Source organism: Aurantiacibacter rhizosphaerae (assembly GCF_009807005.1).
GTDB lineage: Bacteria > Pseudomonadota > Alphaproteobacteria > Sphingomonadales > Sphingomonadaceae > Alteraurantiacibacter > Alteraurantiacibacter rhizosphaerae.
In genome coordinates this window covers 151019-169728 of sequence record NZ_WUBR01000004.1, presented here as the reverse complement: position 1 = coordinate 169728, position 18710 = coordinate 151019, and the positions used below count along the sequence as shown (strand labels likewise).

The window sequence follows — 18710 nt, the reverse complement described above, 5'->3', positions numbered from 1 at the left end:
TGGTGCGGCTCTATCTCTAGGCAGCGCGCTTGAAAGAGCTTCACTGATGTCTGACGAATCCCCACTCGACCGTTTTAAAGTCGCGCTGACCGGTGCGGCGCGTGCCATCGCGCATGAGCCTGAGGTAGAGATCGGCTGGACTGCCGATCAGCCTTCGCAGCAGGGCAAGAGCGCCCGCGTGCCCATGCCGGGCCGCGATGTCACACCTGAACAGGCGCGTGAGGCGCGCGGCTTTGCCGATAGCTTTGCCCTGCGGCTGCGCCATCACGACGGCGCCCTGCATGCGAAAATGCGGCCTGAGGATGCGGATGCCCGTGCCTGTTATGACACGATCGAGCGCGTCCGGTACGAGGCGATTGGCGAGAGCGAATATTCGGGCATGCGCACCAATATGGAAGCGATGCACGACAGGCGTCTGGCAGGCGATCCCATCGCCAGCGCCACGAGTGCGGAAGATGTGCCCTTGCACACCGCGCTTGGCCTGATGTTGCGAGAGCAATTGACCGGCCAGCCGATCCCCGCCGCCGCGCGTGAAGGGGTGGAGATGGTGCGCGAATTCGTGGAAAGCCGCACGGGCGACGATTTTGAGCAATTGCGCGATCTGCTGCACGATCAGAACGGTTTTCAGAAGCTGGGCCTCGACATGCTGCGCCACCTCGACATGGTGCCGATGGAGCCGGAGAATACCGACGGCCTCGACGATGACGAGGATTCCGAAGAGGGTCAGGACGAAACGCAGGACGACAATCAGGATCAGGACGGCGCCGATCAGTCCGACCAGCCCGAAGCCCGCGCAGAGGGGGCAGAGGGCGAGGAAAGCGAAGGCGACGAGGGCGAACAGACCCCCGGTGAGGACGAGCTTACCGAAGGCGATCCAGGCGATGACGGCGAAGAAATGCAACTACCCCAGCGCCGCAACGCGCCGTGGCAGGACTTGCCCGACAGCTTTGATTATCAGGCCTATACGAACAGTTTCGATGAAGTTGTCGAGGCAACGGAGCTGTGCGATTTTGAGGAATTGGACAGGCTGCGCGCCTATCTGGACAGCCAGCTGGCAGGCCTTGGCGGAGTTACCACCCGCCTTGCCAACCGCCTGCAACGCCGCCTGATGGCGCAGCAGAACCGCAGCTGGGATTTCGATCAGGAAGAAGGCTTGCTGGATGCCGCCCGTCTGGCGCGCGTGGTGGTCAGCCCAGGCCATTCGCTCAGTTACAAGCAGGAGCAGGAGCAGGAGTTCAAGGACACCGTCGTCACCCTGCTGATCGACAATTCCGGCTCCATGCGCGGACGCCCCATTTCCATCGCCGCGATCAGCGCCGATATCCTTGCCCGCACGCTGGAACGTTGCGGCGTGAAGGTGGAGGTGCTGGGCTTCACCACCCGCGCGTGGAAAGGCGGGCAGAGCCGCGAAAAATGGCTGAGCGATGGCCGCCCGGATCAGCCGGGCCGCCTGAACGATCTGCGCCATATCATCTACAAGAAGGCGGATGAGCCGATGCGCCGCGCGCGCCGCTCCCTCGGCCTGATGATGCGCGAAGGCCTGCTGAAAGAAAATATCGACGGAGAGGCATTGCTGTGGGCGCACGAACGCCTGCTGGCCCGCCCGGAAGACCGCCGCATCCTGATGGTGATTTCAGACGGCGCGCCGGTGGATGATTCCACCCTCAGCGTGAACAATGCAGGCTATCTGGAAGCGCATCTGCGCAAGGTGATCGACTGGATCGAGAAGGCCAGCCCGGTACAGCTTGTCGCCATCGGCATCGGCCATGATGTTACCCGCTATTACAAGAAGGCGGTGACGATCATGGATGCAGAGCAGCTGGGCGGCACGATTATCGAACAGCTTGCAGACCTGTTCGACGTCGATTGATGAAAAAGCTTCTCGCGCTCCTGGTCCTTGTCGTCGCCATCGTCGGCGGCTGGTATTTCGCCTCCCCATGGATCGCCATGAAGGGGCTGGCCGATGCAGCAAAGGCGGGCGACACGGCGGAGCTGGAGCGCAGGGTGGATTTCCCCGCCTTCCGCGCCTCCGTCAGCGATCAGATCAGCGAGGCTACGCGGTTGAACATCGACCAGGGCGGCCTGCTGGACGAGCTTGGCAGCGCGGTGGCAAAGCAGGTGGGCTGGCGTATAACGGACCGCGCGCTGACACCGTCTGCCGTTGGCAAGATGATAACATCGGGCGCACTTGCCGCCGGCTTGCTGCCAGAGCGGCTGCGCGGCCAATCCATCGATTGGGATGTGGAGCGCGAGGGATTTGACCATTTTCGCGCCGTGGGCACATTTGAAGATGGCACCGCCGGGCCGATCCTGCTGTTTGCGCGGGATGGGCTGGACTGGAAGCTGACCGGCTTCGAATTGCCCTGATATTCCTCAATAGGCGCACACTTCGAAATCTGCGCCGGTCCAGCAGGCGGGATCGTCGGTGGATCGGGTGGCTTCGCCCCAGCGCGAATTGATGCCATCGGTGGTGAGCCCGCGCACCTCTGCAGAATTGGTGCCCGTCTTTGACACATTTACCATTGTGATATTTTCAAAAAGCGGGGCCTCGTCAGCCTTCGAAAGCGCGAAGCTTCCATTGCTCTGCGCGCGGAAAAGGCATTGCTGGTCGAAATCGAGCCCGCGATCATTGGTAATGTGGCAGCGCACCTCGCGCTGGCCGTCGCTGCGGGCAGTGGTTTCGGCGTCGGCAGGTGCGGGCGCGGGCTCGCTGGCCGTTTGCTGATCGGTGGTTGCATCCTGCGCACTCGCAGATGCCTGCGTGGGTGTTTCCGCAGTTTCGACTGCTTCGGAGCCCGTTGTCGGCGTATCGGCATCTCCGCAAGCTGCAAGCGCGAGGAAAGATAAAGCGGCAAGACTGGTGATGCGGATCATGTTGGCTCCGAACAGGAATGAAGTCAGGGCAACGCAGGGTGAGACTTACCAGTTCCCCGCTGTGTTGATGCAAGTCCCGGCCAGGGTGAAATCTCGTGTCCTACATGTGGATCGTAATGCTTCCACCTTGCCCATGTTGTTGAATCTCGCCCTGCAAAAAATTCGCGCTCTGCGCGGTACAATCGCGGCGAAGGTTACGCTTCGCCCCGCAGCGGGTCACGTTTTTCGCGGCCAGGGTGACGCTTTTCGGGGCAAAGTGACAGTTCCTGAGCGGCAGGGCGACACAAGAGAGGTTTTTCTGTTCCATGTGTTCCAGGTTAGTTGGATTTGCCGCGCACCTCGCTGCTTGTCCCCCGCGCTGGCGCGCTCTAAGCACCGGCACGCAATGTCTGACCTTCAACTCTTCAATTCGCTCACCCGCCAGATCGAACCCTTCGTGCCCGTCCACCCCGGCGAGGCGCGCGTCTACACTTGCGGGCCGACGGTCTATAACTACCCCCACATCGGCAATATGCGCGCCTATGTGTTTGCAGACGTGCTGGGCCGCACGCTGAGTTGGAAGGGGTACAAGCTCACCCATGTCATCAACATCACCGATGTCGGACATCTTACGGACGATGCGGACGCGGGTGAGGACAAGATGGAGAAGATGGCTGCCGAGCGCGCGCAATCCATCTGGGATATCGCGCAACATTACACCGAGGCCTACTGGGCGGATGTGAAGGCGCTAAACATCCGGCAGCCCGCGCACTGGTCCGTCGCCACGGACTATATCGAGGACATGCTGACCTTCGCAAAGTCGATTGCGGACAAGCATTGCTATGAACTCGACAGCGGCCTCTATTTCGATGTCTCGTCCGTCGCCGATTACGGGCGGCTCGCGCGCGCCGTGACCGAGGAGGGCGAGGGCCGCATCGACACAGTGGAGGGGAAGCGTAACGCCGCCGACTTCGCGATCTGGCGCAAGACCCCGGCGGGCGAGACGCGGCAGATGGAATGGGATTCGCCATGGGGCAAGGGCGCGCCCGGCTGGCATCTGGAATGCAGCGTCATGGGGGAGAAGCTGCTCGGCTTCCCCTTCGATATACACACAGGAGGCATCGACCACCGCGAGATTCACCATCCCAATGAAATCGCGCAGAACCAGGCCTTCTGCGGTTGCGGCAGCCTGAGCGAGGCCGCCAACAGCGGCGCGCGCGTGTGGATGCACAACAACTTCCTTGTCGAGCGCAGCGGCAAGATGAGCAAGTCTTCGGGTGAGTTCCTGCGGCTGCAATTGTTGATCGACAAGGGTTATCACCCGCTCGCCTACCGCATGATGTGTCTGCAGGCGCATTACCGCAGCGAGCTGGAATTCAGCTGGGACGGATTGGGCGCAGCGCTGACGCGGCTGAAACGGATGGTGATGCAGGCAGAGCGGCTGAAGGATGCCGAGGCGGCCCAGCCAGAGCATCCCAAGTTCACCGCTCTGCTGGAGAAATTCGATAATGCGGTCAGCGATGATCTGAACACCGCCATCGCGCTCACCGCGCTGGAAGATGCTCTGGCCGTGAAGAAGGTGGATGCAGGGATAAAGCGCGCAGTGGTGGAGCACATGGATGACGTCCTTGGCTTGGGGCTGATGGATATCGCCCGCACCGATCTGCGCCTTCGGCCCAGGGCCGCCACCATCGCGGAGGCGGAAATCGAGGATGCGCTTGCCCGCCGTAAGGCCGCGCGCGCCGAAAAGGATTTCGCCACATCCGATGCCTTGCGCGATGATCTTGCCGCAAAAGGTGTGGAAGTGATGGACGGCGATCCCATCGGTTGGGAATGGGCGCTGTGATGCGTGCCGTTCTGCCGGGCTGGATGCAATCGCGGTTGGAAGACAGGCTGCCAAAGTGGATCGATGCGGCCTGGTGGAAGGACGAGGCGGAGCTTATCGACCTGGCGCCCGGCGCTCAGATCGGCTGGTTCGACATGCATATCAAGCCACCCGCGCTGAATGCCCTCTCCAAGGCTCGCGATCTGGAATGGCTCAATTCCGCCTATGCCGGGGTGGACTGGATGCCGCTGGCGGACCTGAAGGCGCGCGATATAAAGCTTACCTGTGGATCCGGCCTTGCGGCAGGGCAGGTGGCAGAATTTGCCGTCATGTCGATGGTGGCCTTTGCGCGCGGCTATCGCGAATTTGTGCGCGCAGGAGACAGGCGGGAATGGCTGAAACGACCACCTGCAAGCCGCGAAGTCGCGGGCAGCCGCGCGCTGATCCTTGGCTATGGTTCCATCGGGCAGGCAGCGGCGCGAATGCTGCGTGCTTTCGATGTCGAATGCGTACCCGTTCGCAGCACAGCGGGGGAGGCGGTTCTTGGCCCTGACGAATGGCGCGGCCGATTGGGGGAGTTCGACTGGATCGTGCTTACCCTGCCTGCCACACCGGAAACCATCGGCATGATCGGCGCTGCGGAAATAGCGGCCATGAAGAGCAATGCCGTGGTGGTGAATTTCGGCCGGGCGGAAGTGCTGAATCAGCCGATGCTGGTAGAGGCGTTGGAGAACGAAGCGATCGGCGGTGCAATCCTGGATCTCACAACGCCGGAACCGCTGCCCAGCGACCATCGGCTGTGGTCATTGGAGAATGTCCGTATCACCATGCATCTGTGCGGTGTTCCGAACAAATCCAGCCGAGCCCGCGCCGCGCAGCGTTTTCTCGACAATTGCGAAAGGTTTCGCACCGGCCAGCAGCTGGAAGGGCAAGTCGATCTGGATCGAGGGTATTGATCTGGCGCGGGGGTGCGTTCGCCATGCTGCCCAAGTAAATACCACCGGCGGATAGGTGGACCCTTGAAGTTGCACCTATCCGCTCGGTTTCACGGCTGCTGACGGGTCAGCCTTCCTCAAGCAACAGGATCTCGCACGTGACCGACAGCCGGGGCGGATGCGCGATACTGTCAACCTGCACGACTGCGGCATCGGCTACCAGCTGACCGCGAATGCTGAATTCGTGCTCTGGCAGGAATACAATGAAGCATTCGCCTGCCTCGACCTCTTCCTCCCCTTCGAAAACCATTTTAACCCGATGGCGCGCCCCGGCAAAGGTGATGCTGGCCCAGCCTTTTTCGCAATGGCTTTCGATCCGGCCTTTCCCGTTTGCCAGGGCCAGCAGCGCATCGGCCAGCATTTCACGCGGACCACGCTTGGAGCGGCGCTTTGCGGGGGGAGGGGTGATCGTATCAGTATGCATTGGTGGTCTCGCGATATTTGTTCATGAAATGTTCTACTCGTTCTTCCGTTGAAGATCGGGGTATGCGGCCATTGCGCAGATCGAGCACGAAACGCGGATCGCGAGTCGCGAGGCGACCGAACTTGGTGGGTGGCATGCGCGTGTGGCGCAGAAAGACTTCGATTTTACGGATGAGCACGGTGCGGACCCCTCTTCCTTTTCCCTTGTTTTACGAGCCCTTGAGCGACTCGATGACACATTTCTTGCGATCCAAATCCTACTTGTCTAGGAAAAATACATCGTGTAGGGGTATTTCTTACGACGACATAGGAAGATGCAGATGGACCCGCGGGAGAAACTGGCAGAATTGGCGAAGGCACGCGACGTGAGCCTGGCGGCTCTTTCGCGTATGCTGTCCCGTAATAACACGTATCTTCAACAGTATATCACGAAAGGCAGCCCCAAAAAGCTGGAGGAGGATGATCGGCGTGTCCTCGCGCAGTTCCTGGGAGTGGACGAAGCGGAGCTGGGTGGACCGAAGGAAAATTCCTATGTGAAGCGGAGTGACGTTGACTGGGTGGAGGTGCCGCGGCTCGACGTTGATGCCTCTGCCGGGCCGGGTGCCGCCAGCGCGCAGGAGAAGGTGTTCGATGCCTTTCGCTTCTCGAAGCGCTGGCTGACCGAGCAGGGCTTGGACGGCGCGCGGCTTTCCGCCATCCGCGTGGTGGGCGATTCCATGGAGCCGCTGCTGCGCGAAGGCGACGAAGTTCTGGTGGACCGCCGCGAACAGCCTTTCCGCGATGGCGTGCATGTGGTGAGGCTGGATGAACTGCTGCTGGTGAAGCGCGTAGCATCAAAGGGTGGGGGGCGATTCTCATTGTTGAGCCAGAACCTCGCCTATCCGCCTATTGATGTGAGCGCGGATGAATTTGCGATCATTGGCCGCGTTGTGTGGAAAAGCGGGCGGGTATAGCGCGCGCCATTCTGCTGCACCGCCAGTGTTCAGCCGCACGCGGCCATTTACCGGTGTGATTCGCCTTGGATAATTCGGCCGAGGACGCGGGGCGCGGTGCGGCATCAATCACCGCTTGCAACACCGGCCCGCGCCCGCCACCTATCTGGCATGAGCATTGAAGCCCCGATCCGCGCCGCCATCATTCCCGTAACCCCGTTTCAGCAGAACTGTTCGCTGGTCTGGTGTTCGAAGACAATGCGCGGTGTGCTGGTCGATCCGGGCGGCGATCTTGGCAAGCTGAAGGATGCGGTGGCGAAGGCGGGGGTGACGCTGGAAAAGATTCTGCTCACTCACGGCCACGCCGATCACTGTGGGCAGGCGGGCATGCTGGCGAAAGAGCTGGATCTGCCCATTGAAGGCCCGCATGAGGATGACCGTTTCTGGATCAGCCGGCTGGAAGACGATGCCGCGCGCTTCCAGATGACGTGCGAGATTTTCGAGCCGACGCGCTGGCTGAACGATGGCGACACCGTCAGCTTTGGCGAGGTGACGATGGAAGTCCTGCATTGCCCCGGTCACACACCGGGCCACGTGGTGTTTTTCCACAGGCCCACGAATTTCGCCTTCGTCGGAGACGTGTTGTTTCAAGGCAGTATCGGGCGCACGGATTTTCCGATGGGCAACCATCAGGACCTGCTGGACGCGATCACGCAGAAGCTGTGGCCCCTGGGCGACGGCGTTACCTTCGTGCCCGGCCATGGCCCCACCAGCACCTTCGGTCAGGAGCGGCAGAGCAACCCCTACGTGTCTGACGCGGCGATGGCGCGTTAAAGCACGCCCAGCGCCGCCAGCACGGCCCACAGGCTCCAGAACAGCAGCAGCGCGAACGTCAGCACGATGCCGATCTGGCGGGTTTTTGCCGGATAGTCGGCCTGCATACCCAGAGGGTGAACGATGCGCGCTGCGAAATAGACCAACGCAGTAATGGCCAGCACCCAACCATCCTGATCGGCCAGATCCAGCACCAGGATCAAGATCAGGGCAAACGGGGTATACTCCACATAGTTCGCATGGGCGCGCATATGGCGTTGCAGCGCCACGTTGCCGCCGTCGCCATGCAGTACCTTGTTGCCCAGCCGCGCCCTGCCGCAGCGCACCGCCAGCCAAATGTTTACAAGCGCCGCGAGTGCCGCGCTGAGCATGGTGATATGCAGGTCTGCCATTGCATGTCCTTCAATAAAGTCCCTATCTGGCGCTAGAAGGTGGCTGGCGCGCTTGCAACTGTGTGAGAAAACGCTATAGCGCGCGCCTTCGCCGCATCCTCGATCAGGGCTGCTCCGGCGCGCTTGCGCAGCGGACAGCCTTGCCCTAGGGCGGCTCCGATATCAATTTTGAACGAATTCAAGGAACAGGTGCCGCATGGCTGTCCCTAAAAGAAAAGTATCGCCGCATCGCCGGGGCAATCGCCGGTCACATGATTCGCTGAAGGTGGAAGCCTTCCACGAATGCTCCAATTGTGGCGAGCTGAAGCGCCCGCACATGCTTTGCAATGCCTGTGGCCATTACAATGGCCGCCAGGTTATCGAGCCCAAGGGCCTGTAAAGTCCAAACCGGACGAAGGAGGTCGCGCGCATGAGCCTGCCCCGTATCGCGATTGATGCGATGGGCGGGGATCATGGCGTGCGCGTCATGGTTTCCGGGGCGGCGCTTGCCCGCCGTCGCCACAACAAATTCAACTTCCTGCTGGTGGGGGACGAGGAGCGTATCAAACGCGCGCTCGACGATCACCCCGGCATGCGCGAAGCATCCGAAATTCTGCACTGCGATGATGTGGTGGCGGGCGACGAAAAGCCCAGCCGCGCGCTGCGTCGTGCCAAGACCACCAGCATGGGTCTCGCCATTCAAGCGGTGAAGGATGGCCATTGCGGTGCTGCTGTCAGTGCCGGCAATACAGGCGCGCTGATGGCGATGAGCAAGCTGGCGCTGCGCACCATGCCCGGCATCGATCGGCCCGCGCTGGCGGCCTTGCTGCCCACGCTGGAAGAGCATGACGTCATCATGCTGGACCTTGGCGCCAATACCGATTGCGACGCGCGCAACCTGGTGCAGTTCGCCATCATGGGCTCTGCCTATTCTCGCATCGTCAACAAGGGGCGCAGCCCGCGTGTTCGCCTGCTGAATATCGGCACCGAGAGTATCAAGGGCACCGATGATCTGCAGCGCGCCGCAAAGCTTTTGCAGGAGGCCAAAGGCCTCGACATGCAGTTTGACGGTTACGTCGAAGCTGACAAGATCAACCGCGGCGAAGTGGACGTGGTGGTTAGCGATGGCTTCTCTGGCAATATCGCGTTGAAAGCCATCGAAGGTTCGGCCCGCTTCGTCACCGATCTTCTGAAGGCGGCCTTTACCAGTTCCCTGCGATCCAAGATCGGGTTCCTCGTTTCGCGCCCCGCGACAGAGCTGCTGAAGCACCATCTTGATCCCAATAATCACAATGGCGGGGTGTTCCTCGGCCTGAATGGCGTGATCGTGAAATCGCACGGCAGCGCCAACGAACAAGGCGTGGCGAATGCCGTGGCTGTGACCGCCCGCCTGCTGGAGGATGATATTACCGACCGGATTGCCGCCGACCTTTCGAAGATGGGTGAAGAGGCGTTGAGCGGAAATGGTGCTGCACCCGCAACAGAGACGGTGGACAAGTGAAGCGTTCCGTACTCGTCGGATCAGGGTCCGCCCTGCCGAAAAATTGCGTCAGCAATGAAGAACTGGCCAAGCGCGTGGACACCAGCGACGACTGGATCCGCGAACGCACCGGCATCACCCAGCGCTTTCTCGCGGGGGAGGGGGAGACGACCGCTTCCCTGGCAACGGCCGCAGCCAGCGCTGCGCTTGACGACGCCGGCCTGACGATTGCCGATATCGATCTGATCGTGCTGGCAACTGCCACGCCGGATAACACATTTCCTGCTACCGCAACGAAGGTGCAGCACCAGCTGGGCGGCAAGGGCTTTCCGGCCTTTGACGTGGCTGCCGTGTGCTCTGGCTTTCTTTATGCGCTGACCACGGCCGATGCCATGCTGCGCACCGGAATGGCAAAGCGCGCGATCGTGATCGGCGCCGAAACCTTCAGCCGCATCCTGGACTGGGAAGACCGTACCACCTGCGTTCTGTTTGGCGATGGCGCAGGCGCCTTCGTGATAGAAGCACAGGATAATGCGGAGAGCGGCGCCGGGATCATTGCATCGCGCCTGCATGCGGATGGCGAGTATGGAGACATGCTTTTCGTCGATGGCGGGCCATCCACCACCGGAGAAGTGGGCAAGGTCCGCATGAAAGGCCGCGAGGTTTTCCGCCATGCGGTGACCAATCTTTCCAGCGTGTTGAGCGAAGTTCTGGAAGAAGCGGGCTGCAAGGCTGAGGATATCGACTGGATCGTGCCGCACCAGGCAAACCTGCGCATTCTGGATGCGACCGCGCGCAAACTCGGCCTTTCCATGGAGCAGGTGGTGGTGACGGTGGACCAGCATGCCAACACGTCCGCTGCGTCCGTGCCGCTGGCATTTGACGTCGCGAAAAAGGACGGGCGCATCAAGAAAGGCGATCTGGTGATGCTGGAAGCCATGGGCGGCGGCTTCACCTGGGGCGCCGCATTGATGCGCGCATAGGATTTTTCCCGGAGAATTTGCGCGCCGCCTTGCGCAATGACTGGTTTTCCTACATAAAAGTTTCGGGTCGTCAGTATTATAGGAGAGGGAACGCATGAATGTAATGCGATCCGTAGGTACGTTAACGCGTGCAGACCTGGCTGAGACCATCAATCACAAGATGGGGTTTTCGCGCGCCGAAAGCCTTGATCTCGTCGAAGCGATTCTTGCCAAGATGTGTGATGCAATGTCCGATGGCGAGAATGTGAAGATCTCCGGCTTCGGAAGCTTCGTTCTGCGCGACAAGAAAGAGCGTATCGGACGTAATCCGAAGACCGGCGTTGAAGTGCCCATCACGCCGCGCCGCGTGATGACGTTCCGCGCCAGCCAGAAGCTTAAAGAGCGTATCGCCCAGGGCTCATGATCGGGACTCTGATCTAAATGGCGCGTTTCGATGACGGCAAGGCGCCCGATGCGATGCGCACCATCGGCGAGGTTTCGGCAGCGTTTGGCATAAAGCCCCACGTTCTGCGGTATTGGGAGCAGCAGTTCCCGATGTTGCAGCCGTTGAAACGCAGCGGTGGACGCCGGCTTTATCGCGCTGCGGATATCACGCTCGTCGAAACGATTGATCGGCTGGTCAACCAGCAGGGCTATACGCTGAAAGGTGCAAACAAGGCTTTGCGCGAAGGCGTGACCGATGCGGAGGCGCCCGCAAAGGAAGCCATGCCCAACAGCCATGATGCGACCACTAATCGACCTGAAGTCGTGGACCGGCTGAAGACGATCCGCGATGGCTTGGCCAGCGCGATGGACGACTAAACAACCAGAATAAAACGCAAATGTCTGCTGTCGGCGCGTTTAGCCGATATGCACTGGTCCCAATTCAGGGTCCAGATCGCGGGGCCGTGCAAAATGCACCAGCTTGCCGCAGCCGTTCGCCAAATCGGCCCATTTGTCGATATCCAGTTCCAGCATGGCGAAGGCTGCCGTCGGATATTTCTTCATGATCTCTTCGAAAAGGTCATTCTCGTTATCGGGCGCGACCAGATCCAGCGCAAGTTCCTGCAGGCCGGGATTGTGCCCCATCAGCAATATGGCACCGGCATCGTCGTCACAGGCGGATAGCAACTGGCTCAGCGTCTGGCTGTCGGCAAGATAAGCGCTATCCTCGAACCGGACCGGGATATCCAGCCCGCTCGCTTCCAGCGTCAGCTTCACTCTTTCGGCAGAGCTGGCGAGCACCAGATCCCACGTGCCGCCCTGCTGCCGGATATGTGCGCCCATCAGTTCAGCGCCCTTGCGACCACGCGCATTCAAGCCGCGATCGAAATCGCGAAGGCTCATGTCGTCCCAGTCTGACTTTGCATGGCGCATCAAGCCAAGGCGTTTCACGTGCGCGCGTCCTCTTCGAATTTGGTGTCATCACACGAAACACCTGCGGCGACGCGTTGTAAAGCCTCGTCCAGCGTCAAGCGGGTAACTGGCACGCCCGGCGGGAAGGCCGTTAGCAGGCGGGAAGGAAAGGCTGGCGACAGGACGATGAAATGACCGCGATCATCGCGGCTGCGAATCAGACGACCGAATGCCTGTGCCAGACGCCCGCGGATGATCTTGTCATCATAGGCACTTCCGCCCCCGGCGGCGCGGCGGGCACGGTGCAGGATGCTGGGTTTTGGCCACGGCACCTGTTCCATCACAACGCAGCGCAAGGAATGTCCGGGCACGTCCACACCATCGCGCAATGCGTCCGTTCCCAGCAGGCTGGCGTGCGGATCGTCGCGGAAGATATCCACCAATGTGCCGGTATCGATGGGATCAACATGCTGCGCGAACAGCGGGAGGCCTTCGCGGGCAAGCCTGTCTGCGATGCGCCCGTGCACGGCGCGCAGGCGGCGAATTGCGGTGAACAGGCCCAGCACGCCGCCCTTGCTTGCCTCTATGATGCGGGCATAGGCGCCTGCCAGCCCGGCGAGATCGCCCTTTTTCACATCGGTCACGATCAGAACTTCTGCGCGGCTGGCATAGTCGAAGGGGCTGGTGGCATCGGTCAGACGCGGCTGCACCTCAATATGCGGCGCGCCTGATTTGGCGATGGCGCTGGGCCAGTCGGGGCCGTCCTCGTTCCGGTCTGTCAGCGTGGCGCTGGTCAGCATGACACCGTGCGCAGGCTCCAGCACAGTGCGCGCAAACGGCTTCATCGGATCGACGAAACGGCGATGCAGGCCGATATCGAACTCGCGCGTATCATTGCGTTCCACATTCAGCCAATCGACGAATTCAGGGTCCGCCGGTCCGCCCAGTCTCCCCAGGAGAGACTCCCATGCGGCGAGTGTATCTATGCGCCATGTGAGGGAGAAACGCGCGCCTTCTATCCGCGCGCGGCCCTGCGCATCCAGCCAGTCCGGCGCATCTTCCAGCATGGCCTCCAGCCGGACGCCAAGCTTGATCAGGGGGCTGCGGATTTCGGCCAGCGCCTGCGCTGCCGCCTGCGCTCGCTCCACGAAATCGCCGGTCAACCCGGCGGCTTCTGTCTCTATGCCATATCCGGCATCCACCGCACCGCTTTCATCGCGGGCATATGTGATCGCGCGCACGGCAGCGAGCAGCGCCTCGATCTCTCCCGATGGCGCGTTTTCAGCCAGCCGGCCCAGCCAGCCTTCGCCGGGCAGGGCCTGCGCTGCATCGCAGGCAGCGGTAATCGCCTCTCCGCCAGCCTCATCATAGCTGGCGACATCGGCAAGGCGCGCAGCAAGGCCGCGGCGGCGCCCTTTCGATCCGCGTTCCGGGCCCAGGATCCAGCGCTTTAGCTCGATGGCTTCCTGCCCGGTCAGCGCGGCAGCAAAGGTGGAATCGGCAGCGTCGAAAACGTGGTGCCCTTCGTCGAACACGATGCGGGTAGGGCGCTGCGCATGGTCACGCCCGCGCGCGGCATTCACCATCACCAGCGCGTGATTTGCTATGACGAGATCGGCCTGCGCGCTGGCCCGTGCGGCGCGCTCGATGAAGCATTTGCGATAGTGTGGGCAGCCGGCATAAATGCATTCGCCGCGCTGGTCTGTCAGCGATCGGATGGCGCGCTGGCGGAACAGCGTGCCAAGCCAGCCAGGCAGATCGCCGCCGATCATGTCCCCATCCTGGGAATATGCTGCCCAGCGGGCCACCAACTGCGCCAGGATCGCGGCACGCCCGCCAAACCCGCCCTGCAGCGCGTCTTCCAGGTTCAGCAGGCACAGGTAATTTTCCCGCCCCTTGCGCACCACCACGGGGCGCGTGCCATCGGCGCGGCGATCGGGCCATGCGCGGGCTGCCTCGCTGCGCAACTGGCGTTGCAGGTTTTTTGTATAGGTGGACACCCATACCGTGCCGCCCGATGCCTCCGCCCACAGAGATGCAGGGGCGAGGTAGCCCAGCGTCTTGCCGATGCCGGTGCCCGCCTGCGCCAGCAGCACATGCGGCTTGTCGCGCCGCTCTCTAGGCGCAAAGATATTGCCCACATCGCGGGAATAGGCGCGCTGCCCCTCGCGCTTTTCGGAGCCTTCGCCGGTCAACCGCTCCAGCTGGCCCTGAATGGCAACTTCGTCCAGCGCCACTTGCGCGGGCTGGGGCCGCTCTGCGCTTTCATCCCATTCGGGCAGGCGCGAGAAGAGCCATTTCTCGGCCCGTTCCGGCTTGGCGATATGCGGGCTGAGGACTTGCGCCCATGGCCAGCGTAACCGCGCGAGCGATTGCAGCACGCTCCACGCCCCTTCGCGCGCGGCCCAGTCCTCTCGCTCACACGTGGCGAGCAGGACGCCCGCCGCCTGTCGCAGCAGCCTGGGGACCTGCGCGCCGTCCTCAGGCTCCGGCAGGCCGAGCGCGTGCGCCAGCCCCTTTGGCGTTGGCACGCAGAAAACTGCCGGATGGACGAATGCGAAAAGCTCCAGCAAATCCAGCCCGGAAAGATCAGGGTAGCCCAGCCGCGTGGCGATCAGCGGGGCGTTGAGGATGAGATGCGGCGTATCGGCGGCCGCCATCACCGCCTCTCCCTTGGAACTGCCGCGCACGGCGCCCTCGCTGCCACATAGCCAGCTGCCAGCATGGCTGGCGTGCAATGCGGGCAGCGGCACGTCTTCGGCGGGAAGGGCGGGTTCGGCCATTATTTCCCACTATCTCCGGTGAGAACGAAATGTAAACGCAGGATTGACCACGAAGCCGTGGATGACGGCGTTGAGGGAAGCATTTGAGGCTTGGAAAACGCGAGCCTTCTTCCACCGGCACAGCGACCTGTGCCCGCGCATCCGAGTTCAAAATATCGCAATTCTGGCGCGGATCATCGTGCCCGGTGGCAGAGTGGTCGTGAAATATGGTGGTTGATGCCATTCATTCATTGGCGCGAAAGACCCAAGGTGCCTATGGCCATCGGCGCCATGGCCACAATACCGAAATCTGCGTTTTTAGCGGCGTCGCTGCTATTGCTGTATCCCGCTGCCGTGTCAGCACAGAACGCTGGCGACACCGGCGCAGCTGCGCCCACCGCTCAACCGCGCACGGTCGATCGTTCGCAGGCCATTCCGGACGATTTTACCCTACCTCCCGGCTCGCAAGCAAATCCGGGCAATCGGTTCGAACCAATGGTGCAGCCGCTACCGCAGCAAAGCGCGACCCCGACGCCAACACCAACGGCGACGCCGGTGCAGCAGGCCCCGCAGTCAGCAACGCCGACAGTCCGCAATACGCCAGCACCTCGACAAAGCGCGTCCCCTCAGCCGCGCCCCACGGCAACCATAGCGCCGCAACAGCGCGCTGCACCTTCGCCGCAGCCCACCCAGACCACGCAAGCGGCAGAACCTGAAACTCCAGCAGCTGAGCCCATTGCGCCGCCACAAAGTGCCGCCGTGCCGGATCAAGCCACAGCGTCCACGCCGCCCTCCATCGCACCTGATGTTCCAGTGACGAGCGAAGACACGGCAAGCTCGTCAGGCTGGGGCTTCCTCGGCTGGCTGCTAGGCGCGCTGCTGGTGGTTGCGCTGTGCGCATTTGCTTTCTGGTGGCTGCGCCTTCGCGAAGGTGAGAGTTTCACCGTGGAGAAGATCGAGCCCTATCGGATGGAGGAGAAGCCGCCAGAGGCCGCGCGAGAACCTGCCATCAAGGAAGCGCCGCCTCCGCCAGTCCGCCCGCAGACACCGGCAGGCGTAGTGACAGCTAGCCGACCTGCGCCAGCGGCAAACCCGGGCGGGTTTGTCACCAGCACGATCAATACCCGTCGTCCGGTTCAATATGCTGCGGCCACTGCAAATCCTCCGCAACAGACCGCGCAGACGCAAACAGAGGCACAGGCACCGCGCCGCGGCGTGGCAGCCGATGGGCGGATCGTCACCTCGCTGTCTTCGATGAGAAAACGCCTCGACTAATTGCGGGGCACGCAGCTCCAGTTCGCCGGTTCGTTGGGATCGCCTGCACCATCATATCGGGCAACGCCGGGCCAGGCACAGTGAGGGCGTACAAGATCGCTATCCGCCTTGCGTCCGATCAGCCGATCAGGAGCTTGGCCGGTTTCCAGCCACTGCTGCATCGCGCCCAGATAATCGATCTGATCGGCGCCGGGGCCACCTGCGCAATGGCCCATTCCGGGCACGGTGTAATAGCTGAACTGCGATGCGGCCTCCGGATTTTGCGCATTCACTTGTCGCGCATAATCGGTCGAAAGGACGGGGCTGGGGCCTGCATCGCTTTCTCCATGCCACAGCATCAGCCTGCCTCCGCGTTCAAAAAAGGTTGAGAGGTCTGCCTCGTCAGCCTCATATATTTCCGCAAAATCGGAATTGCGCACGGTCAGATAATTGGCGTCGGAGAAATTCTCCCAGTCCACCGCGCTTGCGCCGAAGATCACGGGCTGCAGGCCCATCAGGCCGCCGCCGCGGGTGGGATCTGCGTTCTGGCCGCTGCCATCGGCGCGGTTGAAGAAGCCCCATGATGCCTCTCCGCCGCGACTCATCGGGTGCATGGCCCAGCTGCCATCGGATGCGCGTTTGCCATCATAAAGGGTCTGCAACGCGTCGACCTGCTGCGGGCTGAGGCAGCCGTCGCTTGTCCCGGGAGCGCATTGCAAGGTGCGCGGCTGCCATGTGCAGGCGCGCGGGTTGTTGATCAGGCCGTCCTCCAACCCGTCCTGCGCATCACAGGCGGCGACTGCGGCATCCTGCACCATCTGCAATTCCGGGACGGTGAAGGCGGATTGCGGCTGGGCGAAGGTGTGGTTGCGCAGCACGGCGCTGGTTTGCACCTGCAATGTGTAGACGGGCGCGCCCACGATAACCGCGTCATAATCAGCCGGATATCGCTGCGCTTCCATCAATCCCATGCGCCCGCCCGTGGAACAGCCGGAGTAAATGGCCGTATCGTGCGCGCGGTTGTAAAAGGCTGCGGCCACGCGTTTACCGGTGTCGGTCATGGTGTGGATGGCGCGATGGCTGAAATCCTCTGCCTGCACCGGGTTTATCACCCATTCATTGCCCCATGGATTGGTGCTGGTGTGGCCGCCATTGGTTTGCATCGTGGCAAAGCCTTTCAGCAGTCCATCGCGTGCGGCCATCAGCGTTGTGTTGCCAAGCCATGCCCCGCCACCAATACCCAGGACGGTGCCGTCCCAGTTTTCGGGCAGGCGGTAAACCACGCCGATGTTCGATCCTTCCACCGGGTGCAGCGTGCCGGTCACCTCGCAAAAGGCTGGTAAGCCATCGGCGGCTGGCATCCATGTCGCATCGAAGGCGGTGCCTTCCATGGTTACGCCCGTGCAATCGGCGGCGGAGAATGACGGGGCGCTTGTTACTTCACCCGGCGCGCCGTCTTCTGGCGCGGTGGTGCAGGCCGCAAGGGCGAGGGCGGCAAAGCTTGTAGTCACGAGAAAGCGCATATCAGATCTCCTGTCCGTCAGTCGGGAGAGAAGATGACACGATCATCGCCCTTGCTAATTTTTCAAGGACAATGCGCACGCGAAAACGCGCCGCCGCAGCCCCTCTCCCTGCTGTTCTTTCAGGCAGGATGCCACAGCGCGCGCGCCGCGCCAATCGCTTTCGTTGACTTAGTCCGCAGGCTTTTCCGTATTATTTGCCGAAGAACTGTCCGCAGTGATCTGCTCGATACGCAGCGGTTCAGGAAAGTAATTGGTCTGGATGGGGAAGGGGATGTCGATACCCGCAGCGTCGAGACTCTTCTTGATCGCCTTGATCGCCTCGCTCTTGGTCTGGCGAAGATCGCGCGCGGCCGATTGTGCATACCACTGCACAAGGAAATCGATCGAGCTGCCGCCAAATTCCTGCGCGTAAACGATGACGGGGCGATCCTTCACCACAGCGTCAACAGTTTCCATCGCTTCCTCGATAGCCTTTTGCGCCACTTCAAGATCGGTGTCGTAAGAAACGCCAACAACGACTTCGTTGCGACGCACGGTATCGTCTGTCAGGATTTTTACAGCGTTCTTGAACAGCATGGAGTTGGGCATGATGGTCAGCTCGTTGGAGAGCTGGCGAATATAGGTTTCGCGCAAGGTGATTTTTTCCACTTTGCCCAGCACGCCTTCAACTTCGATCAGGTCACCAATGCGCATCTTTTCGCGCAGCATGATCAGGATGCCGGCCAGGAAATTCTCGAAAATGTCCTGGAAGGCAAAGCCGATGGCCAGCGCGCCCACGCCAAGGCCCGCTATCATGCCCGTTGGCGTAAAGCCGGGGATCGCCACGATCAGCGCCAGCATGATGCCCACCAGCCAGATAAACAGGCGGACGATCGTTTCGACCAACTGCCGCAAATCCTCGCGCATGCTGGATTTGCCGGTAATCTTGTCGGCGATGCGCACAGCGAATTTTGCGGCGATCCACGTCAGGATCAGCACGAAAACCGCGATGGCCAGGTTTGGCAGAATGGCGATAAAGCCGGTCCACATGGAAGTGACCTGCTGTTGCAGGATAGAGATGTAGTCCAAGATGTCCCCCGGAAGTCGTGGTTAGCTTATGATATCGCAACGCAGCGTGTCTGCCTGCGGTTCCAGCACGCG

The 18710-nt window shown here is 61.6% G+C and carries 21 protein-coding genes; 12 read left to right on the top strand and 9 right to left on the bottom strand.

Features of this window, described 5'->3' with window-relative positions:
* The first annotated feature begins 46 nt into the window (after nt 1–46).
* The gene (gene cobT / locus GRF63_RS16145; RefSeq protein WP_160487090.1) at nt 47–1870 is read left to right on the top strand and encodes a cobaltochelatase subunit CobT; all 1824 of its coding nucleotides are present in this window, start codon (nt 47–49) and stop codon (nt 1868–1870) included.
* Nucleotides 1870–2367 carry a DUF2939 domain-containing protein gene (locus tag GRF63_RS16140; RefSeq protein ID WP_160487089.1) on the top strand — a complete coding sequence of 166 codons (498 nt, stop codon included), beginning with the start codon at nt 1870–1872 and terminating at the stop codon, nt 2365–2367. The genes cobT and GRF63_RS16140 overlap by 1 nt, the downstream gene beginning before the upstream one ends.
* Nucleotides 2368–2373: 6 nt before the next feature.
* Here GRF63_RS16140 and GRF63_RS16470 read toward each other — a convergent pair whose 3' ends face one another.
* A complete protein-coding gene (locus GRF63_RS16470; protein ID WP_202131793.1) occupies nt 2374–2874 on the bottom strand; it encodes a hypothetical protein in 501 nt (166 codons plus the stop codon).
* 100 nt (nt 2875–2974) lie between these two features.
* Nucleotides 2975–3181: a hypothetical protein gene (locus GRF63_RS16135; RefSeq protein WP_160487088.1), complete on the bottom strand. Its 207-nt coding sequence runs from the start codon at nt 3179–3181 to the stop codon at nt 2975–2977.
* Nucleotides 3182–3259: 78 nt separating this feature from the next.
* Here GRF63_RS16135 and cysS point away from each other — a divergent pair, with 78 nt between their 5' ends.
* Both cysS and GRF63_RS16125 read left to right on the top strand, forming a co-directional pair.
* On the top strand, nt 3260–4699 hold the full coding sequence (gene cysS / locus GRF63_RS16130; RefSeq protein WP_160487087.1) for a cysteine--tRNA ligase: 1440 nt from the start codon (nt 3260–3262) through the stop codon (nt 4697–4699).
* Nucleotides 4699–5634 carry a D-2-hydroxyacid dehydrogenase gene (locus GRF63_RS16125; protein WP_237392579.1) on the top strand — a complete coding sequence of 312 codons (936 nt, stop codon included), beginning with the start codon at nt 4699–4701 and terminating at the stop codon, nt 5632–5634. The genes cysS and GRF63_RS16125 overlap by 1 nt, the downstream gene beginning before the upstream one ends.
* Before the next feature lie 106 nt (nt 5635–5740).
* Here GRF63_RS16125 and GRF63_RS16120 read toward each other — a convergent pair whose 3' ends face one another.
* Nucleotides 5741–6097 carry a hypothetical protein gene (locus GRF63_RS16120; RefSeq protein WP_237392573.1) on the bottom strand — a complete coding sequence of 119 codons (357 nt, stop codon included), beginning with the start codon at nt 6095–6097 and terminating at the stop codon, nt 5741–5743.
* Nucleotides 6087–6275 carry a hypothetical protein gene (locus GRF63_RS16115; RefSeq protein WP_160487085.1) on the bottom strand — a complete coding sequence of 63 codons (189 nt, stop codon included), beginning with the start codon at nt 6273–6275 and terminating at the stop codon, nt 6087–6089. Before GRF63_RS16115 ends, GRF63_RS16120 begins: the two co-directional genes overlap by 11 nt.
* Before the next feature lie 186 nt (nt 6276–6461).
* Here GRF63_RS16115 and GRF63_RS16110 point away from each other — a divergent pair, with 186 nt between their 5' ends.
* Both GRF63_RS16110 and GRF63_RS16105 read left to right on the top strand, forming a co-directional pair.
* A complete protein-coding gene (locus GRF63_RS16110; protein ID WP_337189702.1) occupies nt 6462–7049 on the top strand; it encodes a S24 family peptidase in 588 nt (195 codons plus the stop codon).
* Nucleotides 7050–7199: 150 nt separating this feature from the next.
* A complete protein-coding gene (locus tag GRF63_RS16105) occupies nt 7200–7862 on the top strand; it encodes an MBL fold metallo-hydrolase (protein WP_202131791.1) in 663 nt (220 codons plus the stop codon).
* On the opposite strand, the gene GRF63_RS16100 is transcribed toward GRF63_RS16105, so the two are convergent.
* Complete coding sequence (locus tag GRF63_RS16100; RefSeq protein ID WP_160487084.1) at nt 7859–8254, bottom strand: MAPEG family protein; 396 nt, start codon at nt 8252–8254, stop codon at nt 7859–7861. The two genes, GRF63_RS16105 and GRF63_RS16100, sit on opposite strands and share 4 nt — an antisense overlap.
* Before the next feature lie 196 nt (nt 8255–8450).
* On the opposite strand from GRF63_RS16100, the gene rpmF reads away from it, so the two are divergent.
* The 5 genes from rpmF (at nt 8451) to GRF63_RS16075 (ending at nt 11497) form a co-directional block, all read left to right on the top strand.
* Nucleotides 8451–8633 carry a 50S ribosomal protein L32 gene (gene rpmF / locus GRF63_RS16095; protein WP_082126465.1) on the top strand — a complete coding sequence of 61 codons (183 nt, stop codon included), beginning with the start codon at nt 8451–8453 and terminating at the stop codon, nt 8631–8633.
* A 30-nt stretch (nt 8634–8663) separates the two neighbouring features.
* Nucleotides 8664–9734: a phosphate acyltransferase PlsX gene (gene plsX, locus GRF63_RS16090; RefSeq protein ID WP_160487083.1), complete on the top strand. Its 1071-nt coding sequence runs from the start codon at nt 8664–8666 to the stop codon at nt 9732–9734.
* Nucleotides 9731–10696 carry a beta-ketoacyl-ACP synthase 3 gene (locus tag GRF63_RS16085; protein ID WP_160487082.1) on the top strand — a complete coding sequence of 322 codons (966 nt, stop codon included), beginning with the start codon at nt 9731–9733 and terminating at the stop codon, nt 10694–10696. Before plsX ends, GRF63_RS16085 begins: the two co-directional genes overlap by 4 nt.
* A gap of 103 nt (nt 10697–10799) precedes the next feature.
* Nucleotides 10800–11099 (top strand): integration host factor subunit alpha, encoded by a 300-nt coding sequence (locus tag GRF63_RS16080; protein ID WP_160487133.1) that lies wholly within the window; start codon nt 10800–10802, stop codon nt 11097–11099.
* 17 nt (nt 11100–11116) lie between these two features.
* Complete coding sequence (locus tag GRF63_RS16075; RefSeq protein ID WP_160487081.1) at nt 11117–11497, top strand: MerR family transcriptional regulator; 381 nt, start codon at nt 11117–11119, stop codon at nt 11495–11497.
* A gap of 39 nt (nt 11498–11536) precedes the next feature.
* Here GRF63_RS16075 and GRF63_RS16070 read toward each other — a convergent pair whose 3' ends face one another.
* Together GRF63_RS16070 and GRF63_RS16065 are read right to left on the bottom strand one after the other, a co-directional pair.
* Nucleotides 11537–12070, bottom strand: a complete 534-nt coding sequence (locus GRF63_RS16070) for a histidine phosphatase family protein (RefSeq protein ID WP_160487080.1) — start codon at nt 12068–12070, stop codon at nt 11537–11539.
* Nucleotides 12067–14814 (bottom strand): ATP-dependent DNA helicase, encoded by a 2748-nt coding sequence (locus GRF63_RS16065; protein ID WP_160487079.1) that lies wholly within the window; start codon nt 14812–14814, stop codon nt 12067–12069. The genes GRF63_RS16070 and GRF63_RS16065 overlap by 4 nt, the downstream gene beginning before the upstream one ends.
* 792 nt (nt 14815–15606) lie before the next feature.
* Here GRF63_RS16065 and GRF63_RS16060 point away from each other — a divergent pair.
* Entirely contained in the window at nt 15607–16068 is a 462-nt protein-coding gene (locus GRF63_RS16060) for a hypothetical protein (protein WP_160487078.1), read from the top strand.
* On the opposite strand, the gene GRF63_RS16055 is transcribed toward GRF63_RS16060, so the two are convergent.
* Nucleotides 16065–17570, bottom strand: coding sequence for a tannase/feruloyl esterase family alpha/beta hydrolase (locus tag GRF63_RS16055; protein ID WP_160487077.1), 1506 nt, complete (start codon nt 17568–17570; stop codon nt 16065–16067). The two genes, GRF63_RS16060 and GRF63_RS16055, sit on opposite strands and share 4 nt — an antisense overlap.
* 168 nt (nt 17571–17738) lie before the next feature.
* On the bottom strand, nt 17739–18638 hold the full coding sequence (locus tag GRF63_RS16050) for a mechanosensitive ion channel family protein (protein WP_160487076.1): 900 nt from the start codon (nt 18636–18638) through the stop codon (nt 17739–17741).
* Nucleotides 18639–18710: the final 72 nt, after the last annotated feature.